At 70.4% G+C, this 21,419-nt stretch carries 23 protein-coding genes and 1 pseudogene; 15 read left to right on the top strand and 9 right to left on the bottom strand.

Annotated elements, in window-relative coordinates; all coding sequences use genetic code 11:
• The first annotated feature begins 10 nt into the window (after window positions 1–10).
• Window positions 11–1,774 carry a thiamine pyrophosphate-dependent enzyme gene (locus AB0C59_RS15690; RefSeq protein WP_363004689.1) on the top strand — a complete coding sequence of 588 codons (1,764 nt, stop codon included), beginning with the start codon at window positions 11–13 and terminating at the stop codon, window positions 1,772–1,774.
• Between the two features lie 103 nt (window positions 1,775–1,877).
• Window positions 1,878–2,720, top strand: a complete 843-nt coding sequence (locus AB0C59_RS15685; RefSeq protein ID WP_363004687.1) for an RNA polymerase sigma factor SigF — start codon at window positions 1,878–1,880, stop codon at window positions 2,718–2,720.
• A gap of 405 nt (window positions 2,721–3,125) precedes the next feature.
• Here AB0C59_RS15685 and AB0C59_RS15680 read toward each other — a convergent pair whose 3' ends face one another.
• From AB0C59_RS15680 to AB0C59_RS15670, 3 genes are all read right to left on the bottom strand, one after another.
• Window positions 3,126–3,983 (bottom strand): restriction endonuclease, encoded by an 858-nt coding sequence (locus tag AB0C59_RS15680; RefSeq protein ID WP_363004685.1) that lies wholly within the window; start codon window positions 3,981–3,983, stop codon window positions 3,126–3,128.
• Between the two features lie 141 nt (window positions 3,984–4,124).
• Window positions 4,125–4,451 carry a hypothetical protein gene (locus AB0C59_RS15675; RefSeq protein ID WP_363004683.1) on the bottom strand — a complete coding sequence of 109 codons (327 nt, stop codon included), beginning with the start codon at window positions 4,449–4,451 and terminating at the stop codon, window positions 4,125–4,127.
• 22 nt (window positions 4,452–4,473) lie between these two features.
• Window positions 4,474–5,316, bottom strand: a complete 843-nt coding sequence (locus AB0C59_RS15670; protein WP_363004681.1) for an SGNH hydrolase domain-containing protein — start codon at window positions 5,314–5,316, stop codon at window positions 4,474–4,476.
• A gap of 511 nt (window positions 5,317–5,827) precedes the next feature.
• Here AB0C59_RS15670 and AB0C59_RS15665 point away from each other — a divergent pair.
• Window positions 5,828–6,457, top strand: a complete 630-nt coding sequence (locus AB0C59_RS15665) for an SGNH hydrolase domain-containing protein (protein WP_363004679.1) — start codon at window positions 5,828–5,830, stop codon at window positions 6,455–6,457.
• Window positions 6,450–7,670 (top strand): acyltransferase, encoded by a 1,221-nt coding sequence (locus AB0C59_RS15660; protein WP_363004677.1) that lies wholly within the window; start codon window positions 6,450–6,452, stop codon window positions 7,668–7,670. The genes AB0C59_RS15665 and AB0C59_RS15660 overlap by 8 nt, the downstream gene beginning before the upstream one ends.
• 12 nt (window positions 7,671–7,682) lie before the next feature.
• On the opposite strand, the gene AB0C59_RS15655 is transcribed toward AB0C59_RS15660, so the two are convergent.
• Window positions 7,683–8,480 carry an HNH endonuclease family protein gene (locus AB0C59_RS15655; protein WP_363004675.1) on the bottom strand — a complete coding sequence of 266 codons (798 nt, stop codon included), beginning with the start codon at window positions 8,478–8,480 and terminating at the stop codon, window positions 7,683–7,685.
• Window positions 8,481–8,877: 397 nt separating this feature from the next.
• Here AB0C59_RS15655 and AB0C59_RS15650 point away from each other — a divergent pair, with 397 nt between their 5' ends.
• Entirely contained in the window at window positions 8,878–9,672 is a 795-nt protein-coding gene (locus AB0C59_RS15650; protein WP_363004673.1) for a GNAT family N-acetyltransferase, read from the top strand.
• Window positions 9,673–9,740: 68 nt separating this feature from the next.
• Entirely contained in the window at window positions 9,741–9,965 is a 225-nt protein-coding gene (gene infA, locus AB0C59_RS15645) for a translation initiation factor IF-1 (RefSeq protein WP_363004671.1), read from the top strand.
• Here the strand turns inward: infA and AB0C59_RS15640 are convergent.
• The gene (locus AB0C59_RS15640) at window positions 9,943–10,134 is read right to left on the bottom strand and encodes a hypothetical protein (protein WP_363004669.1); all 192 of its coding nucleotides are present in this window, start codon (window positions 10,132–10,134) and stop codon (window positions 9,943–9,945) included. The genes infA and AB0C59_RS15640 overlap by 23 nt on opposite strands.
• Before the next feature lie 65 nt (window positions 10,135–10,199).
• On the opposite strand from AB0C59_RS15640, the gene AB0C59_RS15635 reads away from it, so the two are divergent.
• Complete coding sequence (locus AB0C59_RS15635; protein ID WP_363004909.1) at window positions 10,200–10,901, top strand: SDR family oxidoreductase; 702 nt, start codon at window positions 10,200–10,202, stop codon at window positions 10,899–10,901.
• 143 nt (window positions 10,902–11,044) lie between these two features.
• On the opposite strand, the gene AB0C59_RS15630 is transcribed toward AB0C59_RS15635, so the two are convergent.
• Complete coding sequence (locus AB0C59_RS15630) at window positions 11,045–11,404, bottom strand: transposase (protein WP_363004667.1); 360 nt, start codon at window positions 11,402–11,404, stop codon at window positions 11,045–11,047.
• 450 nt (window positions 11,405–11,854) lie between these two features.
• Between AB0C59_RS15630 and AB0C59_RS15625 the strand changes: the two genes are divergently transcribed.
• The 5 genes from AB0C59_RS15625 (at window position 11,855) to AB0C59_RS15605 (ending at window position 16,587) form a co-directional block, all read left to right on the top strand.
• Entirely contained in the window at window positions 11,855–12,019 is a 165-nt protein-coding gene (locus AB0C59_RS15625) for a hypothetical protein (protein ID WP_363004665.1), read from the top strand.
• Window positions 12,020–12,133: 114 nt separating this feature from the next.
• Entirely contained in the window at window positions 12,134–13,336 is a 1,203-nt protein-coding gene (locus AB0C59_RS15620; RefSeq protein ID WP_363004663.1) for a hypothetical protein, read from the top strand.
• Window positions 13,323–15,440, top strand: a complete 2,118-nt coding sequence (locus tag AB0C59_RS15615) for a tetratricopeptide repeat protein (RefSeq protein WP_363004661.1) — start codon at window positions 13,323–13,325, stop codon at window positions 15,438–15,440. Before AB0C59_RS15620 ends, AB0C59_RS15615 begins: the two co-directional genes overlap by 14 nt.
• Window positions 15,441–15,457: 17 nt before the next feature.
• Complete coding sequence (locus tag AB0C59_RS15610; RefSeq protein ID WP_363004659.1) at window positions 15,458–16,078, top strand: flavin reductase family protein; 621 nt, start codon at window positions 15,458–15,460, stop codon at window positions 16,076–16,078.
• Between the two features lie 83 nt (window positions 16,079–16,161).
• On the top strand, window positions 16,162–16,587 hold the full coding sequence (locus tag AB0C59_RS15605) for a cold shock domain-containing protein (protein WP_363004657.1): 426 nt from the start codon (window positions 16,162–16,164) through the stop codon (window positions 16,585–16,587).
• 77 nt (window positions 16,588–16,664) lie between these two features.
• Here the strand turns inward: AB0C59_RS15605 and AB0C59_RS15600 are convergent.
• Window positions 16,665–16,811: pseudogene (locus tag AB0C59_RS15600) on the bottom strand (site-specific integrase); the annotation flags it as partial.
• Between AB0C59_RS15600 and AB0C59_RS15595 the strand changes: the two are divergent.
• Both AB0C59_RS15595 and AB0C59_RS15590 read left to right on the top strand, forming a co-directional pair.
• A complete protein-coding gene (locus AB0C59_RS15595; RefSeq protein ID WP_363004655.1) occupies window positions 16,804–17,442 on the top strand; it encodes a winged helix-turn-helix domain-containing protein in 639 nt (212 codons plus the stop codon). The pseudogene AB0C59_RS15600 and the gene AB0C59_RS15595 overlap by 8 nt on opposite strands.
• Window positions 17,443–17,689: 247 nt before the next feature.
• Complete coding sequence (locus tag AB0C59_RS15590; RefSeq protein WP_363004907.1) at window positions 17,690–17,920, top strand: transposase family protein; 231 nt, start codon at window positions 17,690–17,692, stop codon at window positions 17,918–17,920.
• Between the two features lie 54 nt (window positions 17,921–17,974).
• Here the strand turns inward: AB0C59_RS15590 and AB0C59_RS15585 are convergent, their stop codons facing one another.
• Window positions 17,975–18,316: a hypothetical protein gene (locus AB0C59_RS15585; protein WP_363004653.1), complete on the bottom strand. Its 342-nt coding sequence runs from the start codon at window positions 18,314–18,316 to the stop codon at window positions 17,975–17,977.
• Window positions 18,313–20,178, bottom strand: a complete 1,866-nt coding sequence (locus AB0C59_RS15580; protein ID WP_363004651.1) for a polymorphic toxin-type HINT domain-containing protein — start codon at window positions 20,176–20,178, stop codon at window positions 18,313–18,315. Before AB0C59_RS15580 ends, AB0C59_RS15585 begins: the two co-directional genes overlap by 4 nt.
• Before the next feature lie 192 nt (window positions 20,179–20,370).
• Here AB0C59_RS15580 and AB0C59_RS15575 point away from each other — a divergent pair, with 192 nt between their 5' ends.
• Window positions 20,371–20,733 carry a hypothetical protein gene (locus AB0C59_RS15575; RefSeq protein ID WP_363004649.1) on the top strand — a complete coding sequence of 121 codons (363 nt, stop codon included), beginning with the start codon at window positions 20,371–20,373 and terminating at the stop codon, window positions 20,731–20,733.
• Window positions 20,734–21,419: the final 686 nt, after the last annotated feature.

Below are 21,419 nucleotides of genomic sequence, written 5' to 3'. Positions count from 1 at the left end.
GAGAATCCCCGTGGCCCGTACTGTTGCCCGCCTCATCGTGGACGCGCTGAGCGACCTCGGCGTACGCCAGGTGTTCGGCGTCGTGGGAGACGCGCTCAACCCCCTGACGGACGCCATCCGCACCACCGAGGACCTGGAGTGGGTCGGGTGCCGGCACGAGGAGGCGGCGGCGTTCGCGGCGAGCGCCCAGTCGCAGCTCAGCGGCACCCTCGGCGTGTGCATGGGAACCGTGGGACCCGGCTCCGTCCATCTGCTCAACGGGCTGTACGACGCGGCCAAGAGCCACACCCCGGTCCTCGCGATCGCCGGCCAGGTGCCGCTCGCCGAACTCGGCAGCGACTACTTCCAGGAGGTCGACAACGACTCCCTCTTCGACGACGTGGCCGTCTTCCGCGCGACCATCACCTCGCCGGACCAGCTGCCGCAGATGCTGGAGACGGCGGTGCGCGCCGCGCTGGGCCGCAAGGGCGTGGCCGTCCTCACCGTGCCGGGCGACCTCGGCGACATGGAGGTGACCGCCGACCGGCCGGCCCGGTTCTCCCTGCGCGCGCCGGTGAGCCGACCGGAGGAGTCCGCCGTCCGCTCCGCCGCGGAACTCCTCGCACGCTCCGAGCGGGTCACCCTCCTCGTCGGCCAAGGGGCCCGCGCCGCCCGCGAGGACGTCCTCGCCCTCGCCGACCGGCTGGCCGCGCCGATGGTGCTCACCCTCAAGGCCAAGGCGGGCTTCGAGGGCGACACGAACCCCTTCCAGGTCGGGCAGACGGGCCTGATCGGCAATCCGGCCGCCGCCTCGGCCCTGGACGACGCGGACACCCTTCTGCTGCTCGGCACCGACTTCCCCTACCGGGACTGGTATCCCGAGGGCCGGACGGTGATCCAGGTCGACACCGAGGCCACCCACATAGGACGCCGGGTGCCGGTCGACATGGGGCTGGTGGGCGACACCGGCGCGACCGTACGCGACCTCCTGGACCATCTCCCGGTCGTGCCGGAGGGGGCGGAAGGCACCCGGGACCGCTCGCACCTGGAGAAGGCGCGCGCACGGTTCGACCGCTGGCGTGCGGGCCAGGCCCGGCTCGCCGACCCGTCGCACGACAAGGGCATCACGGGCCGCATCCGCTCCGTCCTGGACAACCGCGCCCACGACATCCGCCCGGAGGCGCTGGCCGCGGCCGTCGACCGGATCGCCGCCGACGACGCCGTCTTCACCTCCGACACGGGCATGGCCACGGTGTGGCTGTCGCGCTTCGTCGAGATGCGCGGCGAACGGCGCCTCATCGGTTCGTACAACCTCGGCTCGATGGCCAACGCCATGCCCCACGCCCTGGGCGCCCAGGGCCTCGACCGCGAGCGCCAGGTCGTCGCCTTCTGCGGTGACGGCGGGCTCAGCATGCTCCTGGGCGACCTGATGACCCTGAAGACGTACCGCCTCCCCGTCAAACTCGTCGTCTTCGACAACCGCCGTCTGGGCATGGTGAAGCTCGAACAGGAGCAGGCGGGTCTGCCCGAGTTCGGCACCGAGCTCGACAACCCGGACTTCGCCGCCGTGGCCGAGGCCATGGGCATCACCGGTATCCGGGTCACCGACCCCGCGGACGTGGAGAGTGCCGTGCGCCGCGCCTTCCGCAGCCCCGGCCCGGTCCTGCTCGACGTCCTGACCAACCCCGAGGAGATCGCCGTCCCGGCCAAGCCGACCGTCGAGCAGGGCTGGGGGTTCGCGGTCGCCAAGGTGAAGGAGATCGTGCGAAGCCACGGGGACAAGGGCGAGGACTGAAAGAAGTTCTCAGGCCAGGTGTGTCCGTCGGTGATCGGGGTACACGCGTGCCGACGGACGAGGATCGGCGTGGACCGAGCCTGGCGACTGGGAGGGACGCATCATGACGACGACGACCGTGGGAACTGCTGGACGGACGGTGGAGGTTCCGGTCATCGCGGACCCCTCCAAGGTCGCGCCCAGGGACGCACGGGAGCTGTCGAGGCTGTTCTTCGACCGGCTGTCGGGGCTGGAGGAGGGCACGCCCGAATACCAGTTCACGCGCAACACGCTCATCGAGATGAACATGTCCCTGGTCCGCTACGCGGCCGGCCGGTTCCGCAGCCGGGGGCCGGAGGAGATGGAGGACATCGTCCAGGTCGGCATGATCGGCCTGATCAAGGCGATCGACCGGTTCGACCTGTCCCGCGAGGTCGAGTTCACCTCCTTCGCCGTCCCCTACATCGTCGGCGAGATCAAGCGTTTCTTCCGTGACACCTCCTGGGCCGTGCACGTGCCCCGGCGGCTCCAGGAGGCCCGTGTCGAACTCGCCCGCGCGGGCGAGGAACTGCGCAGCCGGCTGGGCCGGACTCCGACGACCAGGGAACTGTCCGAATTGATGAGCCTTTCGGAGGGCGAGGTCATGGAGGCTCAGCTCGCCTCCAACGGCTACCGGTCGGCCTCCCTGGACGCGGCCATCGGCGGCAGCGACGACGGTGAGGCCGCGCTGGCGGAGTTCATCGGCGACGAGGACGCCGCGCTCGGCCTGGTCGAGGACTTCCACGCCCTCGCCCCCATGATCGCCGAACTCGACGGACGCGACCGCAAGATCATCCACTGGCGCTTCGTCGAGGAACTCACCCAGGCCCAGATCGGCGAACGCCTCGGCGTCTCGCAGATGCACGTCTCCCGGCTGATCACCCGCATCGTGTCCCGACTGCGCGAGGGCATGCTCAGCACCTCCTGAACGCCGTCCCGTGCGCGGCCGCCACCTCCGGTGGCGGCCGCGCACGTTTTCGGCCGCCTCGACCCGGCCGGCTCAGCTCCAGGGAGCTGCCCGTACGTCACCGCCGTCTGCGGTCCGGTGTACGGGGCGGCGACATCTCCGGGACGCACCCACCAGCGACGCGAGCGCGCAGCTCGTGGAGGACCAGCCGGCGCACCGGCACCGGCACCGGGGTCCGCACGGCGGATCGGCGCGCCGTCCGGCGGTCCGCGCCGTCGGCGCGCGCGGCCACGTACGGCGAGCCCAGCACCCACGCCTCCGGCAGCAGCCCCACCCCCACCGCCGCACCGGCGTCCGCCGGCGCTCACCCCGGTGGCCGAGCCCCGACCGTCAGGCAGACGGCCAGGGCCGGTTCACCCGTCGGCGTCAGCCGATCTCCCGCTCCCAGGGGCCCGGTCCCGTGCCGTCCGTCCACGCGGCCAGTTCCTCCCCGTTGACGCACAGGATTCCGCACTGCTCGGCGTACGCGAGAGCCGGTTCGGTGAAGTCGCTCGTCGTGACGACGGCCGCGACGTCGGCCTCGTGCACGGCGAAGCAGGTCCCCCCGAATCGCTGCATGTCCTGCGAGCCGACCTTGTTGGTCTCGCCGTACTGCTTGCACTGGATGACGACGCGCCGCCCGTCCGCGGTGAGCGCGGTGACATCGGCTCCCAGGTCGCCCGCGCCTCCCACCACCTCCACCTCCCGGCAGTCGTCGCGTGCGCACAGGTCGGCTATCGCCCGCTCGAAGCCGTCGGGGTCGAGCGCGCTGTAGTCGAGCACGTCGTCCAGGGGCACGGTCGCCTCGTCGCCGCCGGGGTGGAGCGGCACCGTGAGGGCCTGCGTCGCGTCCGGGCCGAGCGGGAGGCCGGGGTCGGGCGCCTGCGGGGCCGGAACTCCGACCGGGGACGCGGGGACCTGGCCGGGCGCCGGGGCGGCGAGGCTGCGGGACGCCTTCTGAGCCGCTTCCTCCAGTGCCCGGGTGGCCCGTCGCGCGCAGCGTGCGGCGGAGAACCGCCGCCAGCGGGGCCGAAGAGCCAGGGCCGATGTGACAGCCAGCACCACCAGCACGGCCGCCCAGGCGGGGCGGCGCTCGACGACGCCCGCCGCGGTGCGCGCGAGGAACGCCAGCACGCACAGGATGATCGCCAGCAGGAGGAAGAACCAGGCGGTGGTGCGCAGATCGAAACGACGGTCACGGTCCACGGGTCGTATCGGTCGTACAGGGCGCACGGGTATGGTCATGCTGGCTTCCTCCGGGGACAGGGACGACGGTTCACCTGTCTACGGATGCCCAAGATCATCGACTTGCTGCCCAGGCGTTTTCCGCACCGCCTCACAGGGCCGGCGCCTCAGGGGCTGTCCCAGGACGCCGGCCGGGCTCGGCTACCTGAACTTCACGTACCTGTAGACGTGTCCCACGGCACCGGGCTCGATGCTGCTGCGGACCGCGCCCTTGCAGCCCCGTCGCCGGTACGAACGGACCGTGCGGGAGGTGCTGTTCGACGCGTAGAACGGGGGGTTGCTGCCCCTGAGGGTGTAGCAGTGGCCCGGCTTCGGGGAGGTCAGGACGCCGTCCTGGCCGCCGACGCCGGACGTGCTCCAGTAGAAGTCGCCTCCGGCCGCGTGCGCGGACATCGGCAGTGTCAGCAGAGCGGCGGCCAGCAGGCCGGGGCCCGCCGCTCGTGCCAGCTTCGTGCCCATCATCTCCATGGCTCCCGTCTCCTCGGACGTCTTACGCGTGCCGCCGGCTGTGGTGGAACATCGAGTTGAGAATCCAGTTCCCCAGGCGCACCTTGGTCTCCTTGCTGGTGTGCACATCGGTGCCGTAGACCGGGAATCCGGAGATCGTCCTCGGGCACTGGTTCAGGTCGTTGCAGAGCTGGTGGTAGAGATCCAGGTAGTGCACCCCGGGGTATTTCCTGGAGAACTCCAGGAGAATCCCGGACAGGAGGACGGCCACCGAGCCCGGAACATGGGCGAAGGTGGACCCGAACACATAGACCGGGGTCCGCCTCACGGAGAGGATGCGGATCGCCCGGTCGAGGTTGGTGACGAACTTCTTCCGCGCCTTGTCGTCGCGAATCGTCACCGGATTTCCGCGCGGGTCGATCTGCTGCTCCGCGGCATCCCACTGAACGCTCATCAGAACCGCGTCCGGGCGCACCTTCTCCATCAGGGAGGGCCACTCGGTCCGCCACTTCGGACAGTGCTTGTTCGGCAGCGGGTTGAACGGCTCGCGAATGCCGCAGGCGAGCGCCGCGGCGTCCTTCACCTGTCCCTTTCCGGCGAAGGAGGCCGTGATCCCGGTGGCCGCGTCCCGCGCCCAGGAATCCCCGACCACCAGCACCTTCTTCCCTTCCGCGCCCGGCAGGAGGGTCGGCGACCCCCACGGGGGCAGACCGATGTTGCGCCGGGAGGCGGACCTCTCGGGGAACGTGCACGCGTTGGCGTAGCAGGGGATGGGTGAATGCGCCGGTCCGAATTCCAGCGCGCTCGAAGGCGTTCCGTTCGGCCAGCCCATGACGCAAGCCGTCAGGCACAGGAAGGCGCCTTTCAGTACCTCTCGCACAGGCATGTCGCCCATCCCTCCCCGTGGAATCCGCACACGGTTCGCCAGTGGTTTCCGAGAATGCGCGCAACGGCCTCGGACCCTACCGGCGGGCGGTGGCGGAACCGGTCGGCACGGCTCGGCCGGCCGGTGTTTCACCGGATCAGCGCAAGAGGCCCGGGAGTTTGCCTCGGCATGGCGTTGTGGTGGGCGTGCCAGCACTTCGGGACGGCGGGTGGCGAGCTAGTCTCCCGGTGGGCGGTCCCAGGAAGTCGCGAGAATTCGGTTGGTGGGCATGGTGCGAGGAAAAGGCCGAGGAAGAAGCCGGGGAAGCCGTCGACTCCGTGCCGCCGCGGTCATGGCGCTGGTTCTGTGCGGCTGCGCCGCACCGCACGCGGACACACGGGGGGACACGCATCGGGACACACGTGCGGAGAAGGGCGCGGCGGGGCGTTCGGGAGCGGTCCCGGGCAGTGCCGGTGAACCGCGTTATGGTTCCGCCGTTCCCCCTCTCGGCTCGCCCGTCCTCTCCTCCGCGGTGACCGGCAAGACCGTCCTGGTGGTGGGGGACTCCTGGTCCGCCAGCATCGGCCGGGGCATGAGCGAAGTGGCCGCCGCCCGCAACACCGTGGTGAACGCGGGGCTCGGCGGCTGCGGCATTCTGCTGCCCGTGGGCGAGGAGACGCCACAGGCCTGCCGTCGCTGGCCGAGCCAGTGGCCGTCCTACGTGGAGAAGTACCGGCCCGACGCCATCTTGCTGACGGTCGGCTTCTGGGACGTCACCCCCCAGCGGCTGGCGGGGGAGCACACGGCCTCGGACCTGACGGCGCCCGCGCACGAGAAGGCCTTCCGCGACCGTCTGAACCAGGCGATCACCCTGCTGACCCGCCGTCACACCCCGCTGTTCCTGATGACGTCGCACCAGGTGGGCAATCCGACGTACCACTCCTCCGCCCTGGTCATGAACCGGGTGCTCAGGACGGCCGCCGCGACCCGTCCCGGGGTGCGACTGCTCGACCTGCGCGGGCAGTTGTGCAACGACGCCGGATGCCCTCGGGTGCTCGCGGGCACCGAGGTCTACGACCCGACCGCCCACCCCACCAAGCCCGCCCGCGCACGGCTGGCCAACTGGGCTCTCGACGCCATGTTCGCCAAGGGCGGTGTCTGAGGTGTCGCTGGCCCTCGAACAGCGCCCGGCGACAACCGAAGGACCGGCACCTGACGAGGGACACGGAAGGATCGACGCGATCGACGGCCTGCGGGCCGTCGCCGTCGCCGCGGTCATGGCGTTCCACTACGGGCTCGGGCTCGACGGCGGCTTCCTCGGCGTCGACCTGTTCTTCGTCATCTCCGGCTTCGTCATCACCCGGCTGCTCCTGACGGAACAGGCCCGCACCCCGCGCCCCGCACTGGGCGGCTTCTGGTTCCGGCGGGTCAAACGACTGCTCCCGGCCGTCCTGCTCGTGGTCGCGTCCGTCCAGGCGTGGATGCTCCTGGAGGACCCTCCGGGCCTGCACCGCACGGTGAACGCGCAGACGCTGGCCGCCCTCACCTACACCTCCAACTGGTATGCGGTGGCCGGCCATGTCGGATACTGGGACGTGACCCAGGAGCAGGCGCCCCTGAACCACTTGTGGTCCCTCGCCGTGGAGGAGCAGTTCTACCTGGTCTGGCCGCTCCTGCTGATCGCGCTCGTGGCCTCGGGCAGGGGACGGGTGCGGCGTCCGCGTCCGTCGCTGCACACGCTCCTGCTCGCCACCGCCGCCCTCTGCTATCTGCTGGCGCACCTTCTCCATGTTCCCGGCGCCTTCGAGCGCGCCTACATGGGCACCGACACCCGGGCCGGGGCGCTGCTGCTGGGGGCCTCCACCGCCGTGCGCCCAGGGCTGTTCCGCCGGTTCTGGCCGCCGGCGGTGGCGGTCCTCGGCTGGCTGTGGTGCGTCGCGGACCTCGACTCGGCCGCCTTCTACGCCTGGCAGCTGCCCTTGGCGGGGATCGCGGGAGTGACGCTGATCGACGCCGCCGCGCACGGGGCCCGGCCGCTGCGGGTGTTGTCGTACCGCCCTCTCGTCTGGCTCGGGCACCGCAGCTACGGGCTCTACCTGTGGCACTGGCCCGTGTGGGTCTACCTCGGTGTCGAGCACCCGGAGTGGAGTCAGGCCGTGAAGGTGTCCGTGGCCGTCTGCGCGTCCGTCGTGCTCGCCACGGCCGGCTACCGGCTGATCGAGCGGCCCGTGCGTCTCTCGTCGTGGCGCGCTCGTGCGCTGCTCCCCGTGCTGGCCGTCTGCTGCGCCGCCTCGGCCCTGGTCACCCTGGTTCCCGTCGCCGCCCCCGTGGACGCCCGGGACGGGCCGGTCGTCACCGGCCCGAACACGCGCTGAGGGCTTCGCGGTTCACCCGGCGCACTGCTTCAGCATCGCCTCCTTGTCGGGCGCCGTGACCGGCAGGCCGTACTTCAGGGACACCTGGGCGACACGCACCGCGTAGGAGCAGCGGATCCGCGGGTCGGGCGGAAGCCAGCTCGCCGGACCGGAGTCGCTCTTGGCGCCGTTGGTCGGGCCGTCCACCGGGATGAGGTTCAGCGGGTCGTTGGCGATGTCCTCCCGCTTGTCCTTCGACCAGTGGGCGGCACCCATCTGCCAGTCGTAGGACAGCGGCATCACATGGTCGATCTGGACCTTCGCGGCGTGCGCCTTCGTCCAGACGATGGTCCTGCCGGTGTACGGGTCGTGCAGGGTCATCGAGACGACGACACAGTTCGATCCACCGCGGAAGCGGACCTGCTCGCCGTCGCGCTTGAGCAGGTCGTTCCGCGAGTCGCAGCCGTTGTGCGCGAAGGGGACGCCGCCGGGGGCCGAGTCCATCCAGGCGTAGCCGAACTGGTCCCGGGAGTACCCCGTCTTCGGGCCGCGGCCCTTGGTGGCCACCTTCCCGATCAGGGCTCGGGCCGACGACTTGTCCGCGGCCGAGGTGATCGCCGCCAGCCCCGGCTTCGTCCCGGCCGGATTGTCCAGCGGACTCACGGCCCGGCCGTCGCCCGGGGCCGGGGCGGCGGAACCGGAGGACCCGCCGCCCGTGGACGAGGGCACGTCCTTGCAGCCGGTGAGGAGGAGTCCGGTGGCCAGCAGCGCGGCCCAGGCGAGTGGGGCGCGGCCCTTCTTGGTGATGAACTGCGTAAACCCTGAGGTCATGTGGCGCAGCATAGGGAACGGACGGGCGGTGCGGCCATCCGGGTGACCGACCCGGGTGGTGGCCCGGGAGCGCGGTGGCGTGTCGTCGCGCGCGGCCCCGCGCCCGTCCCGGCGCCCGTCGTTCGTGTGCGGCGGCGTCGTGGCTGGTCGCGCGGTTCCCCGCGCCCCGTCGGGGCGCGCGACCCCGCTCGGGCGCCCCTGCGGGAGGTGAGAGGCGTCAATTCGGTGGAGCGACGGCGCGTGCGCTGTTAGCCTGCCAGGGACCGCGACGGATCCGCAGGAGGTGAGACCCATGAACGCTGTATCGATGTGGGTGCTCCCCTCGTCGTCACGGTCGGGCGATTGACACAGGTCGCCGGGAGCGCCGTGAGCAGGCGATCCCGAAAGGTGAAGACCTATGCGATCCACAGACTTCACGTCCGGTACGGACGGGTGCCCGGCCGTCGTCACGCATGTCGCGCAGGGGGAGTGGCACGCGCTGGAGGACGACCGGCTGGTCGGCCGGGGCGACGCGTGGCACAGGCCCGACGGCAGGCTGTTCGTCAGCGTCGACTCCTGGCGCGGAGCCGTGTTCGACCAACTCGCCGACGCGATGGCCGCGGCGCTGCCTCGGCCGCTGTACACGATGGTGGACGAGACCGACGCGGACCTGGCGTCCCGCTGGGAGCGCGTCGGCTTCGCGAGCCGGCGCCGCGAGTGGGAGTGCCTCGTGCCCACCGACCCGCGGACGACGGGGCTCGACCCGGTGCCACCGCAGGGCGTCACGATCGTGCCGCTCGGCGCGGCACAGGAGGGACCGCTGCGCGCGTTGTACGGGATGATCCGCGACGAGGTGGAGGCCACCGTCGGATGGCAGGAGATGCCGGCCCAGGTGCTGCCCGGCCCGGACACCGGGTCCGTGGTGGACCCGTCGAGGTACGCGGTGGCGGTGCGGTCCGGTGACTACGTGGGACTTCTCCGGGTGACCGGGCCGGCACGGCAGCCGCGGCTCGGCCTGGTCGCGGTCCGGGCCGACCAGCAGCGGCGCGGTGTCTCGCGGGCGTTGCTGGCCCAGGTGCTGGGTGAGCTGCACGGGCGCGGTGTCCGGACGGCATGGGCCGAGGTCGGCGAGTCCAACCAGGCGGCCAGGGCGCTGCTCGACGGCATCGGGGCCCAGCGGGTGCGCGGGAACGTGGAGTTGGTCCTGCGCTGATCGCCCGCCCCCTGCCGAACCGGACGGCGTCGCGACCGAACCGAAGAGATGAGAGAGAAACGAGGAGCATGGCGAAGACGACACACGGCATCGAGACCGAGGGCACGGTCCTGGAGTGCCTGCGCAACGCCACCTTCAAGGTGGAGTTGGAGAACGGGCACCAGGTGCTCGCGCACATCAGCGGAAAGATCCGCAAGCACCGCATCAGGATCCTGCCGTACGACCGGGTGCTGATCGAGCTCAGCCCCTACGACCTCACCCGAGGCCGGATCATCTTCCGCTACCGCGGCTGACGGGGACGCCGGGCAGTGCGGCCGTGACCGACCGGACGGCGGTCCGGAGCCAGTTCTGGGCCGGGTCGCCGTCCAGTCGCGGATGCCAGATCATGCGGTAGGTCATCGCCCCGATCTCCGGCGGCGCGGTCACCTGCCGCAGCTCCGGGTCGCCGGTGTGCGGGGCCACCAGCCGCCGGGGCAGGGTGGCGATCAGCCGGGTGCCGGGGACGGCGCGGGGCGCGACGGCGTGGGATCACCGACAGGGTCGTCCTGATCACCGGGGCCTCTTCCGGCATCGGGGCGGCCGTGGCGGGCGCCGCCGCGCGGGAGGGGGCCCGGCTCGTACTGGCCGCCCGCCGCACCGAACGGGTCCGGGCCCTGGCCGCCCGGCTTCCCTCGGCCCTCGCGGTGACGGCGGACGTCACCGACCCCCTCCAGGTCCAGGACGTGGTCCAAGCGGCCCTGGACCGCTTCGGGCGGGTCGACGTGCTGGTCAACAACGCCGGACAGGGCCTGCACGTACCGCTGGAAGAGGTCACCCCCGAGGACTTCCGGGCCGTCCTGGACCTCAATGTCGTCGCCCCGCTGACGGCCATGCGGGCCGTGGTGCCGGTGATGCGTGCCCAGGGCGGCGGCAGCGTGGTGAACGTCAGTTCCACGACGACCCGGATGGTGCTGCCCGGCCTCGGCGCCTACGCCGCGAGCAAGGCGGCACTGAACATGCTGTCCGCGGTGGCCTGGCGGGAGCTGGCCGGCGACGGGATCGCGGTCTCCACGCTCTACCCCTTCGTCACCGCCACCGAGTTCCACGACACCCTGCGCGCCGGCCGCGGGATCGCGGACGCTCCCGGCGGCTCGGCCCCGCACAGCGCCGAGTACGTCGCCGACGCCGTCCTGGAGCTGATCCGCTCCGGGGGCGAGGAGGCCGATCTCACGCCGGCCGTGCTGGACTGAATCCCCCCTGTCGTCACGGGCGGTGACCGGGCCGGCGGCCCCGGGGGTCTCCCGGGGCCGCCGGTGCCGGGGCGCGCTCGGTGCGCCCCGGCGGCCGCACAGCCCGCCATGTCGGTCATTCCGGGCATCTCACGTGGCAGGTATCACCCGCCGTCGCAATCCGCCCGTGGCCCACCTCGCGCACGGGCCGCCGTCGCGATGTCGTGGATCCACGGCTCGTCGGGATGCCCGGCGGCGGCCTCTTCCAGCCGGTCCCACAGGGACGAACGCGTCCACGCGATGAAGCGGCGGTGCGCCGTGGCCGCCGAGACGGCGAACCAGGACGGTAACTGCCGCCAGGTGCAGCCGGAGGCGAGGACGTAGACGACCGCGGTGAAAGTCCGCCGCTCGTTCAGCGGCGCCGTTCCCCCGCCCTGCCGCCGCCCCGTGAAGCCGGGCAGCAGTGGTTCGACCACCCCCCACATCTCGTCCGGTACCAGCCGTCGAGCCAGCTCGTATTCCATGAGCCCCCTCAATCCGCGCCCGGATTCCCCAATCCCGGCGCCGGTGTTAATGCCGCACCGGCCGGACCACATGAGACAAAGATTCATGCGCGCCCGCCTGAAGCCGTGTGCGACGCGCTGACTATGGCTCGCCCGGGAAGGGATGTCCACCGTCCATGGGGGTCATGACAGAACGTTCAATTCCCCTTGCTCATAGGGCTGGTGGAGCGCTTGTCGATGCGTGCTCACGCCCACGCCCGGGCCGTTGACATGCCTGTCCGCAGGATGTAAATCTGTCGAGCGTCGATTTGGAGGGCGGAATCGCGGAGCCGTTGGAAGGCGGTTCCGAAAGGCCTTTCAGTCGATCAGGAGGTGTGTCGACGGTTTGTTGTCACGGTTTTTCCACAGCACACGAGCGAATTTCCGAAAGGAAATGCCTGTGTTTTCAGGCGCTAATTCTCGTCTTCTCCCATGAGCGCCCGAGCAATCGGGTACGCCGTCCGGGACCCCGGCGGCGGTGTGCACCACTTCGCAGAGAAGGAGATCCCCATGAAGAAGATCGCCGTGCGCAAGGCCGGGACCGTCCGTCTGACCTCCGCCGCCGCGTCCGCGTACTGCTGCGGCGCCAACGCCTGATCCCAGGCGGGTGCGCGCCGGACCCCCGGTCCGGCGCGCACCGTACACCGGTCGCCAACCCGTGAGGTGAGTGAGGCAGTGACGACTTCGCCGTCCCCAGATCCGGACCAACCTGTGCGTCTGCACCCGCTCACCTATCTGGAGGAGGGCGACGAGGTCACCGTCGGCCGTGCCGACATCGACTCCTACGGCCTCTTCCCGCCCGACGGGGCCGAGTTGCTGCGCCGCCTCGAGGCGGGAGTGCCGCCGAGCGAGGCGGCGCGCTGGTACACCGAGCAGTACGGCGAGCAGGTGGACATCGGCGAGTTCCTCGAAGTCCTGGAAGAACTGGACCTGTTGGTCAAGGACGGCGAGCAGGTGGCCGCGCCCGCCGGCCCGGTGCGCTGGCAGCGGCTGGGAGCCGCCGTCTACTCGCCGGTGGCGTGGGTCCTGTACGCGCTGGTCGCGGCGGCCGGTGTCGTCGCCATGGTCCGCCGCCCCGAACTGGCCCCGCACTACCAGAACCTGTTCTTCACCCACCGCTCCCTGGTGCTGCTCACCCTCGGCATCGTCCTGGGCCAGCTGCCGTGGATCCTGCTGCACGAGAGCGCCCACGCCCTCGCGGGCCGCCGGCTCGGCCTCAACTCCACGCTGTCGATCAGCCGCCGCTTCTACTACGTGGTCTTCGTGACCGCCCTGGACGGCCTGGTCGCGGTGCCCCGCCGCAAGCGCTATCTGCCGATGCTCGCCGGCATGGTCTGCGACGTCCTGGTCATCTGCGGTCTGACCCTCGTCGCCGCCGCTCTCAGCGGATCGGCCGGCGCCGCCGGAGTGGTGTACCGGCTGCTGCTGTCGATGGCCTTCGCGGTCGTGCTCCGACTGGTGTGGCAGTTCTACTTCTTCCTGCGCACCGACCTGTACTACCTCGCCATCACGGTCCTGGGCTGCAACGACCTGCAGACCACGGCCCGCCAGATGCTGCGCAACCGGCTGATGCGGGTGCTGCGCCGGCCCGAGCGCATGGTGGACGAGAGCACCTGGCACGAGCGCGACCGCCAGATCGCCCGCTGGTACTCGTGGCTGATGCTCGCCGGGTACGGCTTCCTCACCGTCACCCTGCTGACGGCCGCCATCCCCACCGGGGTGCGCCTGACCGAACTGGCCGTCCACAAGCTGAGCACGGACCTGTCCCCGGTCAACGCGGCCGACGTGCTCACGTTCCTCGTCATCAACTTCTGGGAGCCGGTCTTCGCCGCCTACCTGGCCTATCGCGCCTGGCGCCGCCGCGCCCGCCCGTCCGTTCCGACCGCAAAGGAAACCGCGCATGCAGCAGGCTGACCCCGCCGTCCCCGGCCACCGCAGGGCCTACGGCGCGACCCGCCACGACCGGGCCGCCACCCTGGACACCTGCTCCCTGCCGCCCCGACTCCTGCCCACCGTCGACGCCCACCGCAGGCTGCGCGGCCCCTATACCGCCGCCGGTGCCGTCGTACGCGCCCTCGTCCCCGAGGTGCTCACCCGCGACCCCGACCTGCTGCGCCGCCACGACATCGAAATCCTCTCCGTGGCACCCGAGTTGGCGTCCATCATGCCCAACTCCCGTCAGACGCTCACCTCCATGGCGCTGCCCACCGAACGCACCCGCTACTACGCCCGGCTGCGTACCCGCCGTATATCCAACGGCCTGGTGGAATTCGTCCGGGACGCGCTGCCCGTCCTCGGCCACGACGGGCCCAGGTGCCTGGTGGTGGAGAACACCGACCACGCGGAGGTCACCGACGAGGAGTTCCTCGCCACGCTGGTGCGCCGCGTCGACCCGGGCACCCTCACCGTCGTCCTGTGCGGCACCGAGCCCCCGGACCCCGACGGCGACCTGGCCCCGGTGCTCGGGCGGCACACCACCGTGCTCCCCGTGACGGCGGCCGGCACCGCGCCGCCGGCCGGTCCGGAGGAGGCCGCCTGGCGCTGGGTCGCCGCGGACGGCCTGCTCGACGGCCCCGACGCCGAGGCCGCGCTCACCGCCTACGAGGCCCTGCCCACCGCCGAGCGCGCCGCCCTGCACGACCGGCGGGCCGCGCAGCTGCGCGAGGCGGCGGAGTTCACCCTCACCCTCGGCGCGCTCCCGTACCACCTGGAACGCGGCAGCGCCCCCGAGACCGAGGCCGTGGCCGCCCTGTGGGCCGCCTCCGACCACTGCCTGGTGAACGGCTTCTACCCGGCGGTCGTCGACTACGGCCGCCGGGGCCTGGCCCTGGTGGACGGCCGGGCCGACACCCGGCAGTGGTGGAAGTTCGCCGTACAGCTCGGCCTCGCCCTGTCCATCCTCAGCCGCACCAAGGAGGCCGAGGCGGTCTACGACGAGGCGCGGCTGCTGTCGACCGACCCGGTGGTCCACATGGCCTGCGCCTACTCCACCGCCATGCTCTACACCCGGCACAACGACCCCGCCGACCGCGACGAGAAGAAGGCCAAGGCGCTTCTGAACGGGGCCATCGCCACCGCCTCCCTGCTGGAGGGCCGGGTGGAGCGGGCCTTCCAGAGCGCCTTCTACAAGAACGGCCGCGCCCTGGTGGAGGTCAACCTCGGCGATCCGCAGGAGGCGCTGCGGCTGGTCACCGAGTGCGTCGACGACCTCGACGCGAAGCTCACGCCCGACGAACACCGGCTGCACCGCTCCGTGCTCAAGAACAACCGCGCCCGCGTCTACACCGGCCTCGGCCGGCTCGACGACGCGCTCGCCGACTACGCGATCGTCATCGAGGAGGACCCCAACCACGCGGAGCACTACCTCGAACGCGGCAACCTGCTGCGCCGGCTCGGCCGCACCGAGGAGGCGCTGGCCGACTACGCCCGCGCCATCCGCCTCTCACCGCCCTTCCCGGAGATCTACTACAACCGGGGCGACCTGCGGCTGAGCGCGGGCGACGTGGACGGGGCGCTCGCCGACTTCAGCTACGTCATCGAGCAGGACCCGGAGTTCGTGGACGCCTACATCAACCGCGCGGGCATCCACCTCGAAGCGGGGGACACGGCCGCGGCCCTCGCCGACGCCCGCACCGGTCTGCGGCTCGAACCCGACAACGCCCATCTGCACGCCGCAGTCGGGCAGGCGCTCGCCGAGGAGGGCGACCTCGCCGGGGCGGAGGCCGCCTACGACCGCGCGGTGGCCGGGGACCCGGACCTGGTCAGCGCCCTGTCCGGCCGCGCGGGCGTCCGCTACGACGCGGGACGGCCGCAGGACGCGCTGGAGGACCTGTGCCGGGCGGTCGAACTCGACCCGAAGGACGCCGCGCTGCGCTACAACCGCGCCTTCCTGTACGGGGAGACCGGCAGCCGGCCGGAGGCCCTCGCCGACCTGGAACTGGCGGCGGTCCTCGACCCGGAGGACGCGGACATCGCCGCCGCGCTCACCGCGCTGCGCGAGAGCCCGGCCGCCCCGTGACCACAGTGCCGGGCGCCGTGACGGCGCCCGGGGACGCGCCCGGTCCGGCACCGAAGGGTGCGGGACCGGGCGGCTGGGACGGCGCCGCCGCGCCCGCCGACGGCGGACCCGGCGGTGGACCCGGTGGCGGTGGGCCCGACGGTGACGCGGGGCGGGCGCTGCGTGCCGTGCTCGGGCGCTACGCCACCGGGGTCGCCGTGGTCACCTGCCGGGGAGCGGGGGGCGAGCCGGCCGGGATGACGGTCAACTCGTTCACCTCCGTCTCCCTCGACCCGCCCCTGATCCTGTGGTGTCTGGCCCGCTCCTCGCGCGGCCTGCCCGCCTTCACCGCCGCCGAGCACTTCGCCGTCCATGTCCTCGCCGCCGACCAGCGGGACCTGGCGGCACGGTTCTCGGGGCCCGGCGACCGGTTCGCGGGACTGGCCACCGTGCCCGGGCCGCACGAGGAGCCGCTGCTACCCGGTGCCGCGGCCACCCTGTGCTGCCGGAACGCGGGCATCGTGCCCGCGGGCGACCATCTGCTCCTGCTGGGCGCCGTCGAGCACCACGCCCGCACCGCCCGCCGCGCCCTCCTCTTCGCCGACGGCGCCTACCACGCGGGCCCGGCACCGGTGCCGGGGCGGCGAGGGGGGCGGTGACCGCGCGGCGGCCGGGGTGGTAGTACCCTCTGGCGTTTGGTGGTGATTCGGACAAAGGGTCCGAGGTGTCTGGGGGTTCCGCAGTGGCAGTTGGACGTGTGATCCGTTACGACGGTGCCAGGGGTTACGGGTTCATCTCCCCCGAGGGGGGCGGTGAGGACGTGTTCCTCCACGCGAACGACATGATGATCTCCGAGGCGTACATCCGCACGGGCACGCTCGTGGAGTTCGAGATCGTGGAGGGCGAGCGGGGGCCGAAGGCGGCGTCCGTGCGGCTGCCCCAGAACGCCGCGGTCGCCCCCCTGGTGCCCTCGGGCGCACCGGTGGGCCTGCCCCGGACGCTCGCCCACGACGACGAGCTGTGCGACGTGCTGCCGGCCGAGGACTTCACCACCGACGTCACGGAACTCCTCCTCGCGGCGGCGCCCACGCTGACGGGCACGCAGATCGTCCAGATCCGGGGCGAGCTGCTCCAGTTCGCCAAGAAGCGCGGCTGGGTCGAGGGCTGACCCCGGGGGGAGTCTCTGACCAGCGGTGATGCCGCTAGCCGGAGAATTCCCCGCCTCTGTGGGCCGCCCACGGGCCATCAGGCGTTCTCCGCGGCGTTCCGGAACACCGTATCGAAGGCTCGCCGGGCTCGGTCCTGGCTGCTGGGCATGAGGTGCGCATACACCCTCAGTGTCATCGTGGGGTCAGCGTGTCCCAGGTACTCGCTGACAGCCTTGATGTTCTCCACGCCCGAACCTTTGGACCCGGACGATGACCGGCCGCCGTACGAGCAGGTGGCGATCACTCTGAGTGCCGCCATCCGGACCCGGAAGCTGGGTCGCGGCGACAAGATCCCGTCGCAAAAGGAACTAACGGAGGCGTACGGGTTCGCCCGTGCCACGATCCAACGTGCGCTCCGCGAGCTGGAGGACGAGGGCCTGATCGTCTCTCGCAAGGGCAGTGGCGTGTACGTACGCAACCGCACCGAACGGCCGGCGGGTCTGCGGCCGCACGTGGAACAGGCCTTCGCCAGCGAGAATGTGTCGATCGACTTCGCGGGGTTCTCCAGTGAGACGCTGCACGGCGCGCTTCAAGAGCCGATCGACAAGATTCGGATCGGCCGCCTGACCCCGTCGACCATCAACATCCGCATCCTGATGCCAGACATGTCAGTGCCCCAGGCCGCGCCGGTCCGGCGCGAGGACGGCAGCGACGACCCGCGGCTTCGGGCCCGCATGCACGACATGATGGTCAGCTTCACCCGCAGCATCGCGAACACCATGCACGAGCTCAGCGTGCTCGGACTGGTCAATGAAGCGAAGGTCAGCGTGCGTGTCGTGTCCACAGCGGGACACAGTTCTTCAAGCTCTACGTGATCAATCAGGAAGACGCCTTCTTCGGGTACTACTCGATCCGACCGAACAAGGTCGTAGCGCAAGGCGAAGCCATAGAGATCTACGATCTCGTGGGAGCGGACGCTGCCCTGTTCCACTACTCACTGAGCGTTTTCAGCGGGGCCACTGATCGGGTGACAGGGCGGTGTGAGGTCGGAATGCGCAACGGACAGGGCTCCCGTGCCGTTGAGGGAGGTGTTCGACGTCTCAACTCAGCAGCACAGGAGCCCTGTTGGTTCCGTATCCTGCCGCACTCGACCTGCCTCACCACCACAGCGAACAGCCCGAGCACTACCAGCAGTTCAACCGCGACCACGCCCGACTCCGAGCCCCCGGCGAACGTGCCTTCGCCCGACTCAAGTCCTGGCGCATCATGCGCAGAGCACGCTCCTCCACCCGCCGCGTCAGCCGCACCGTCCAAGCCATCCACGTACTACTGACCTGCGACCATTCAGGATGAAAGAGGTTCACTGATCGGACAGGCACATGCGATCAACTGACCAGCCCGTCAGAGTTACACGCGCTGGCGGCGCCCCTCGCTGGTGCCGGGTGGGGTGTTGGCGAGCCAGCAGGCACCGCCCTGGGGTCGCCAGTCGAATCCGTCGAGCATGGCGACGACCCGCCGCACCAGAGCCTCGGGGCTCCCGCTCCACGCCTCGAAACCGCTGTGGCCTAGGTCTCCCACGGCCATCAGCCCACCGCTCAGCAACTCAGTGAGTACTTCCACGGCCACGACCCGGAAATCGCGGCCGGACTGTTCGGCCGTCTCCTGTGCGAGCCCGATCAGGCGGTCGATGGGCACCCAGTCGTCCAGCCCTTCCTCCAGCAGCTCGCCGATGATGAACTCCATGCTCATGACGGCAGGTGCACCTTCTTTCCCTTGCCTGTGACGGGGAAGATATCGATGGTCTCGCCACCCGAGGCCGATGATGCACGCCACTGGATGATCGTGCCGTCGGGGAGCTGGTACACATCCGGGATCTTCGGTCCGCGGGCGGGCAGCCGCTTGGCGTCCTCGGTCCACCGCTCGAAGGTCTTGCGGAGCTCCGCGGCGGTCGAGATCTCCTTCACATGACTCTGCTTGCCGTTGGGGAGAGCGTCGAACTCGGCCTTCCACTTGCCGCAGCCGTTGGTGTTGTGAACCAGCAGCGATGTGCTGCCGGCCATGACGTAGAAGGTGTGCAGATCATCGACGGAGAGGTTGCGGACCTTCTGGTCGGAAGCGGTCCAGGCTCTCACCGCGCCGACCTGCACCCGGGTACCCGCGCTGGTTCGGAGCCAGGCTCCCGGTCGCAGCTGGTCTGCGGTCGCCCAGGCTCCGAGGTCGTCCACCCAGAACGGGTGTTCGTCCGTGGCCGTGACCGTGGCAGGCCCTTGGTCGGTCTGCAGGGTGACGTCGACGAGGTTCTTCTCGCCCTGACCGGTGATCAGATCCGTGACCGGCTCGGGCTGCCGGCGGCCGGTGTCGCGATCGGCGGCCAGGACGCGATCCCCTTCCCGGACCTGTTCGATGGGCACCTGAGAGCCGTCCGCCATCAGTACCCTGGTGCCGTTGGGGAAGCTGTTGCAGGTGACGGCTTGTTCACCCTTGCGGGCCTTGCGTATCTGGTCCGCCGTGAGCAGCCGGTCGCCGGTCCGTAGCCAACTCAGCACGGACGCGCCGCCGAGCAAGCGTTCTTCGGTGGTCAGCTTCTGGCCGGTGACCAGGTCCTTGCCGACGAGCGCCTCGACCACGCCCTTGCCGTCGCCAACCCCGGGCAGCAGGTCCAGCAGCAGTGACATCCTTCGCTGCTGCTCGGCGTCGTCCAGGAGGGACTTTCCGGAGGCCCAGGTGTCCCCGAGGCCGGAGAAGTCGAAGTCGAGCCCCGACATGTCACGGAGTTTCTCCGCGCCCTTCTTGATGCCGGGTACGTGCTTGTTCGCCTCGTCGACTCCCTTGTTGGCCTGGCGGATTCCCTCGTTGAGCTCCTTCATTCCCTTGTTGGCCTGGTCGATGCCCTTGTTGGCCTCGGCCAGGCCCTTGTTGACATCGCGGACGCCCGAGTTCATCGTGTCCAGGGCGCGGCTCATCTTGCCGAGACCCGCGTTGATCTGGTCCAGCGTCTCGTTGAACTCGTTCAGCTCTTTCTCGAAGTCGAAGACCGGCTTCGCCTCCGGGTATTTCTTCTGCTCGGGGAAGTACTCACCCAGCGCGACGGTCAGGAAGGTGAGGGCGAGCAGGGAGTCGTTCTGGGTCCCGAGCAGGGAGTCCGCCTTAGCGAGGTTCTCCCGGAGTTTGTCCAGGTGCGGCCGGGCGCTCTTGAAGGTCTGGACGGCCTTTTCCAGAAGCTTCAGCTGCTCCGCGGGATCCGGTGACTTGCTGGGATCCACGAGGTTCAGCGGCTTGAGGGCTTCAATTGCTTTGATGTTCTTGTCGAGGTCCTTGAAGCTCGCTCCGTGGTCCTTCATGGCGTCCTGCGTGGTGTAGAGGAACACCCCGACCCCGACGCCCAGCGCGATGGCCTTGCCCGCGAACTGCTTTAGGCACACGGGCCGTTCAAGCAGGGGCAGACGGTCGCAGTTCGCATACTGGGCCACCTTGCGGACGATCTCCGCGAGCCGTTCCACTCGCCCCTGCTCCGCGGCCTGGGCGCTGGCCGCGGAACCCACGCAGCCCGTGAGGGTGACGGCCAGGGCGACGAAGAACGCCGCGATCCGTGATCTGAAATTGTTGTGCATGCATTCCTTGACCGGCGCGCGCAAATATCGTTCGGAGCACCGGCTTCAATTCCCCGTGCCGGAAAGGCAACTTAGCTACTGATCAGTAAGTCAGGTGGTCGTGAGCACTATAACAGGGGCGGAGGAGCCCAAGACTCCGGCGTAGTCGGCGGATGTCCGATTGTGATCACGCGAGGCCGAGGAGTTCGATGGGTGGCGGGCGCCACACGCGTTGTGCCGGAGCCCGGCGGCGATGTTCTTCACGCCGCTGAGCTGGAGAGCGCCGACGGCGAGATTACACCGGGTCGTCAACGCGCGTGGAGCGTTGCCGGTTCGCAGATGGGAGGCGTCCTCGGCAAAGGTCGTGTCGCGGACGTGGTGCAGCGCCTCGATCTTCCAGTGGTCCCAGATCAGTCGTGCAAGCTGAGCGGGGTGGCTTGCTCGGGGGTCCGGCTGGTCACTGCGCAGACGGTGGTGATCGTGGTCTTGCCGGGCCTGCAGTCGGTGCGGCGGCAGTTGATCAGGACGACCTGGCGGGTGCCCGGGGAAGAGCAGGTTGTTCTTTACGGGCCCTAAAGCAGGTATCGGTGGACTCGTTGTCCTGGTCCTTGTCCAGTCTACCCACGGCTACCACCGTTCATGGACGTACGCGTACCCCGTCTGACCTGTCCCCCGAACCCCTGCGAAGAGCGTGCGCCTACCCCGGAGTGCAACGAGGGGCAAGGCCCGTCGGCCGCTGCCCGGGTGATAGACAGCCGCCATGGCGCAGTTCATGGCACTTGCCGACAGCGAGGCGGGCACATGGCGAGTCGACGCTGAGGCACTGACGACAGCGATGCGGTCTCGATGGGCACCCGTTGAGATCGCCCCGACTCACCGTAGCGGTGCACGAAGCTTCAGCTGGTCCTTCGAGACGGAGAACGGCCCAGGCGGGGCATACCTACATGAGGACGGTACCTGCCTGTACCTGGATCTCTGGCGGGCGGACGCCGTGTGGCTGGCGATCGTGTTCCGCAGACTCGCTCCGGCTCACCTTGACGTGGTGTTCTGCGACGAGGGCTATACCTTCGACGTTCGTCTCCGACCTGAGGCCACCGAAGCGGAGTTGACTTACCTGATGAGTCAGTCTGATCCAGCTGCGGAGTTTCCGCGCACCACAAGCGCACCAGATCCGGCGGGGAACAGCGGGGGACCACGGTGACAGCAGCCGAGCCCGACGGGGCCACCCCGCCAACGTTCGCCGAGGTCAGCGCCCGAACCGG

It is taken from the genome of Streptomyces sp. NPDC048664 (genome assembly GCF_040650555.1).
Taxonomy (GTDB): Bacteria; Actinomycetota; Actinomycetes; order Streptomycetales; family Streptomycetaceae; genus Streptomyces.
This window is presented reverse-complemented; position numbering and strand designations above follow the sequence as displayed.

Excerpts from the sequence above, each read along its gene's own strand:
- AB0C59_RS15680 (WP_363004685.1), bottom strand. The coding sequence starts at position 3,983 with ATGACCATACCCGTGCGCCCTGTACGACCGATACGACCCGTGGACCGT.
- AB0C59_RS15655 (WP_363004675.1), bottom strand. The coding sequence starts at position 8,480 with ATGACCTCAGGGTTTACGCAGTTCATCACCAAGAAGGGCCGCGCCCCA.
- AB0C59_RS15595 (WP_363004655.1), top strand. The coding sequence starts at position 16,804 with ATGTTCTCCACGCCCGAACCTTTGGACCCGGACGATGACCGGCCGCCG.
- AB0C59_RS15670 (WP_363004681.1), bottom strand. The coding sequence starts at position 5,316 with ATGCCTGTGCGAGAGGTACTGAAAGGCGCCTTCCTGTGCCTGACGGCT.
- AB0C59_RS15580 (WP_363004651.1), bottom strand. The coding sequence starts at position 20,178 with ATGCACAACAATTTCAGATCACGGATCGCGGCGTTCTTCGTCGCCCTG.
- AB0C59_RS15685 (WP_363004687.1), top strand. The coding sequence starts at position 1,878 with ATGACGACGACGACCGTGGGAACTGCTGGACGGACGGTGGAGGTTCCG.
- AB0C59_RS15675 (WP_363004683.1), bottom strand. The coding sequence starts at position 4,451 with ATGGAGATGATGGGCACGAAGCTGGCACGAGCGGCGGGCCCCGGCCTG.
- AB0C59_RS15650 (WP_363004673.1), top strand. The coding sequence starts at position 8,878 with ATGCGATCCACAGACTTCACGTCCGGTACGGACGGGTGCCCGGCCGTC.
- infA (WP_363004671.1), top strand. The coding sequence starts at position 9,741 with ATGGCGAAGACGACACACGGCATCGAGACCGAGGGCACGGTCCTGGAG.
- AB0C59_RS15615 (WP_363004661.1), top strand. The coding sequence starts at position 13,323 with ATGCAGCAGGCTGACCCCGCCGTCCCCGGCCACCGCAGGGCCTACGGC.
- AB0C59_RS15630 (WP_363004667.1), bottom strand. The coding sequence starts at position 11,404 with ATGGAATACGAGCTGGCTCGACGGCTGGTACCGGACGAGATGTGGGGG.
- AB0C59_RS15585 (WP_363004653.1), bottom strand. The coding sequence starts at position 18,316 with ATGAGCATGGAGTTCATCATCGGCGAGCTGCTGGAGGAAGGGCTGGAC.
- AB0C59_RS15625 (WP_363004665.1), top strand. The coding sequence starts at position 11,855 with ATGAGCGCCCGAGCAATCGGGTACGCCGTCCGGGACCCCGGCGGCGGT.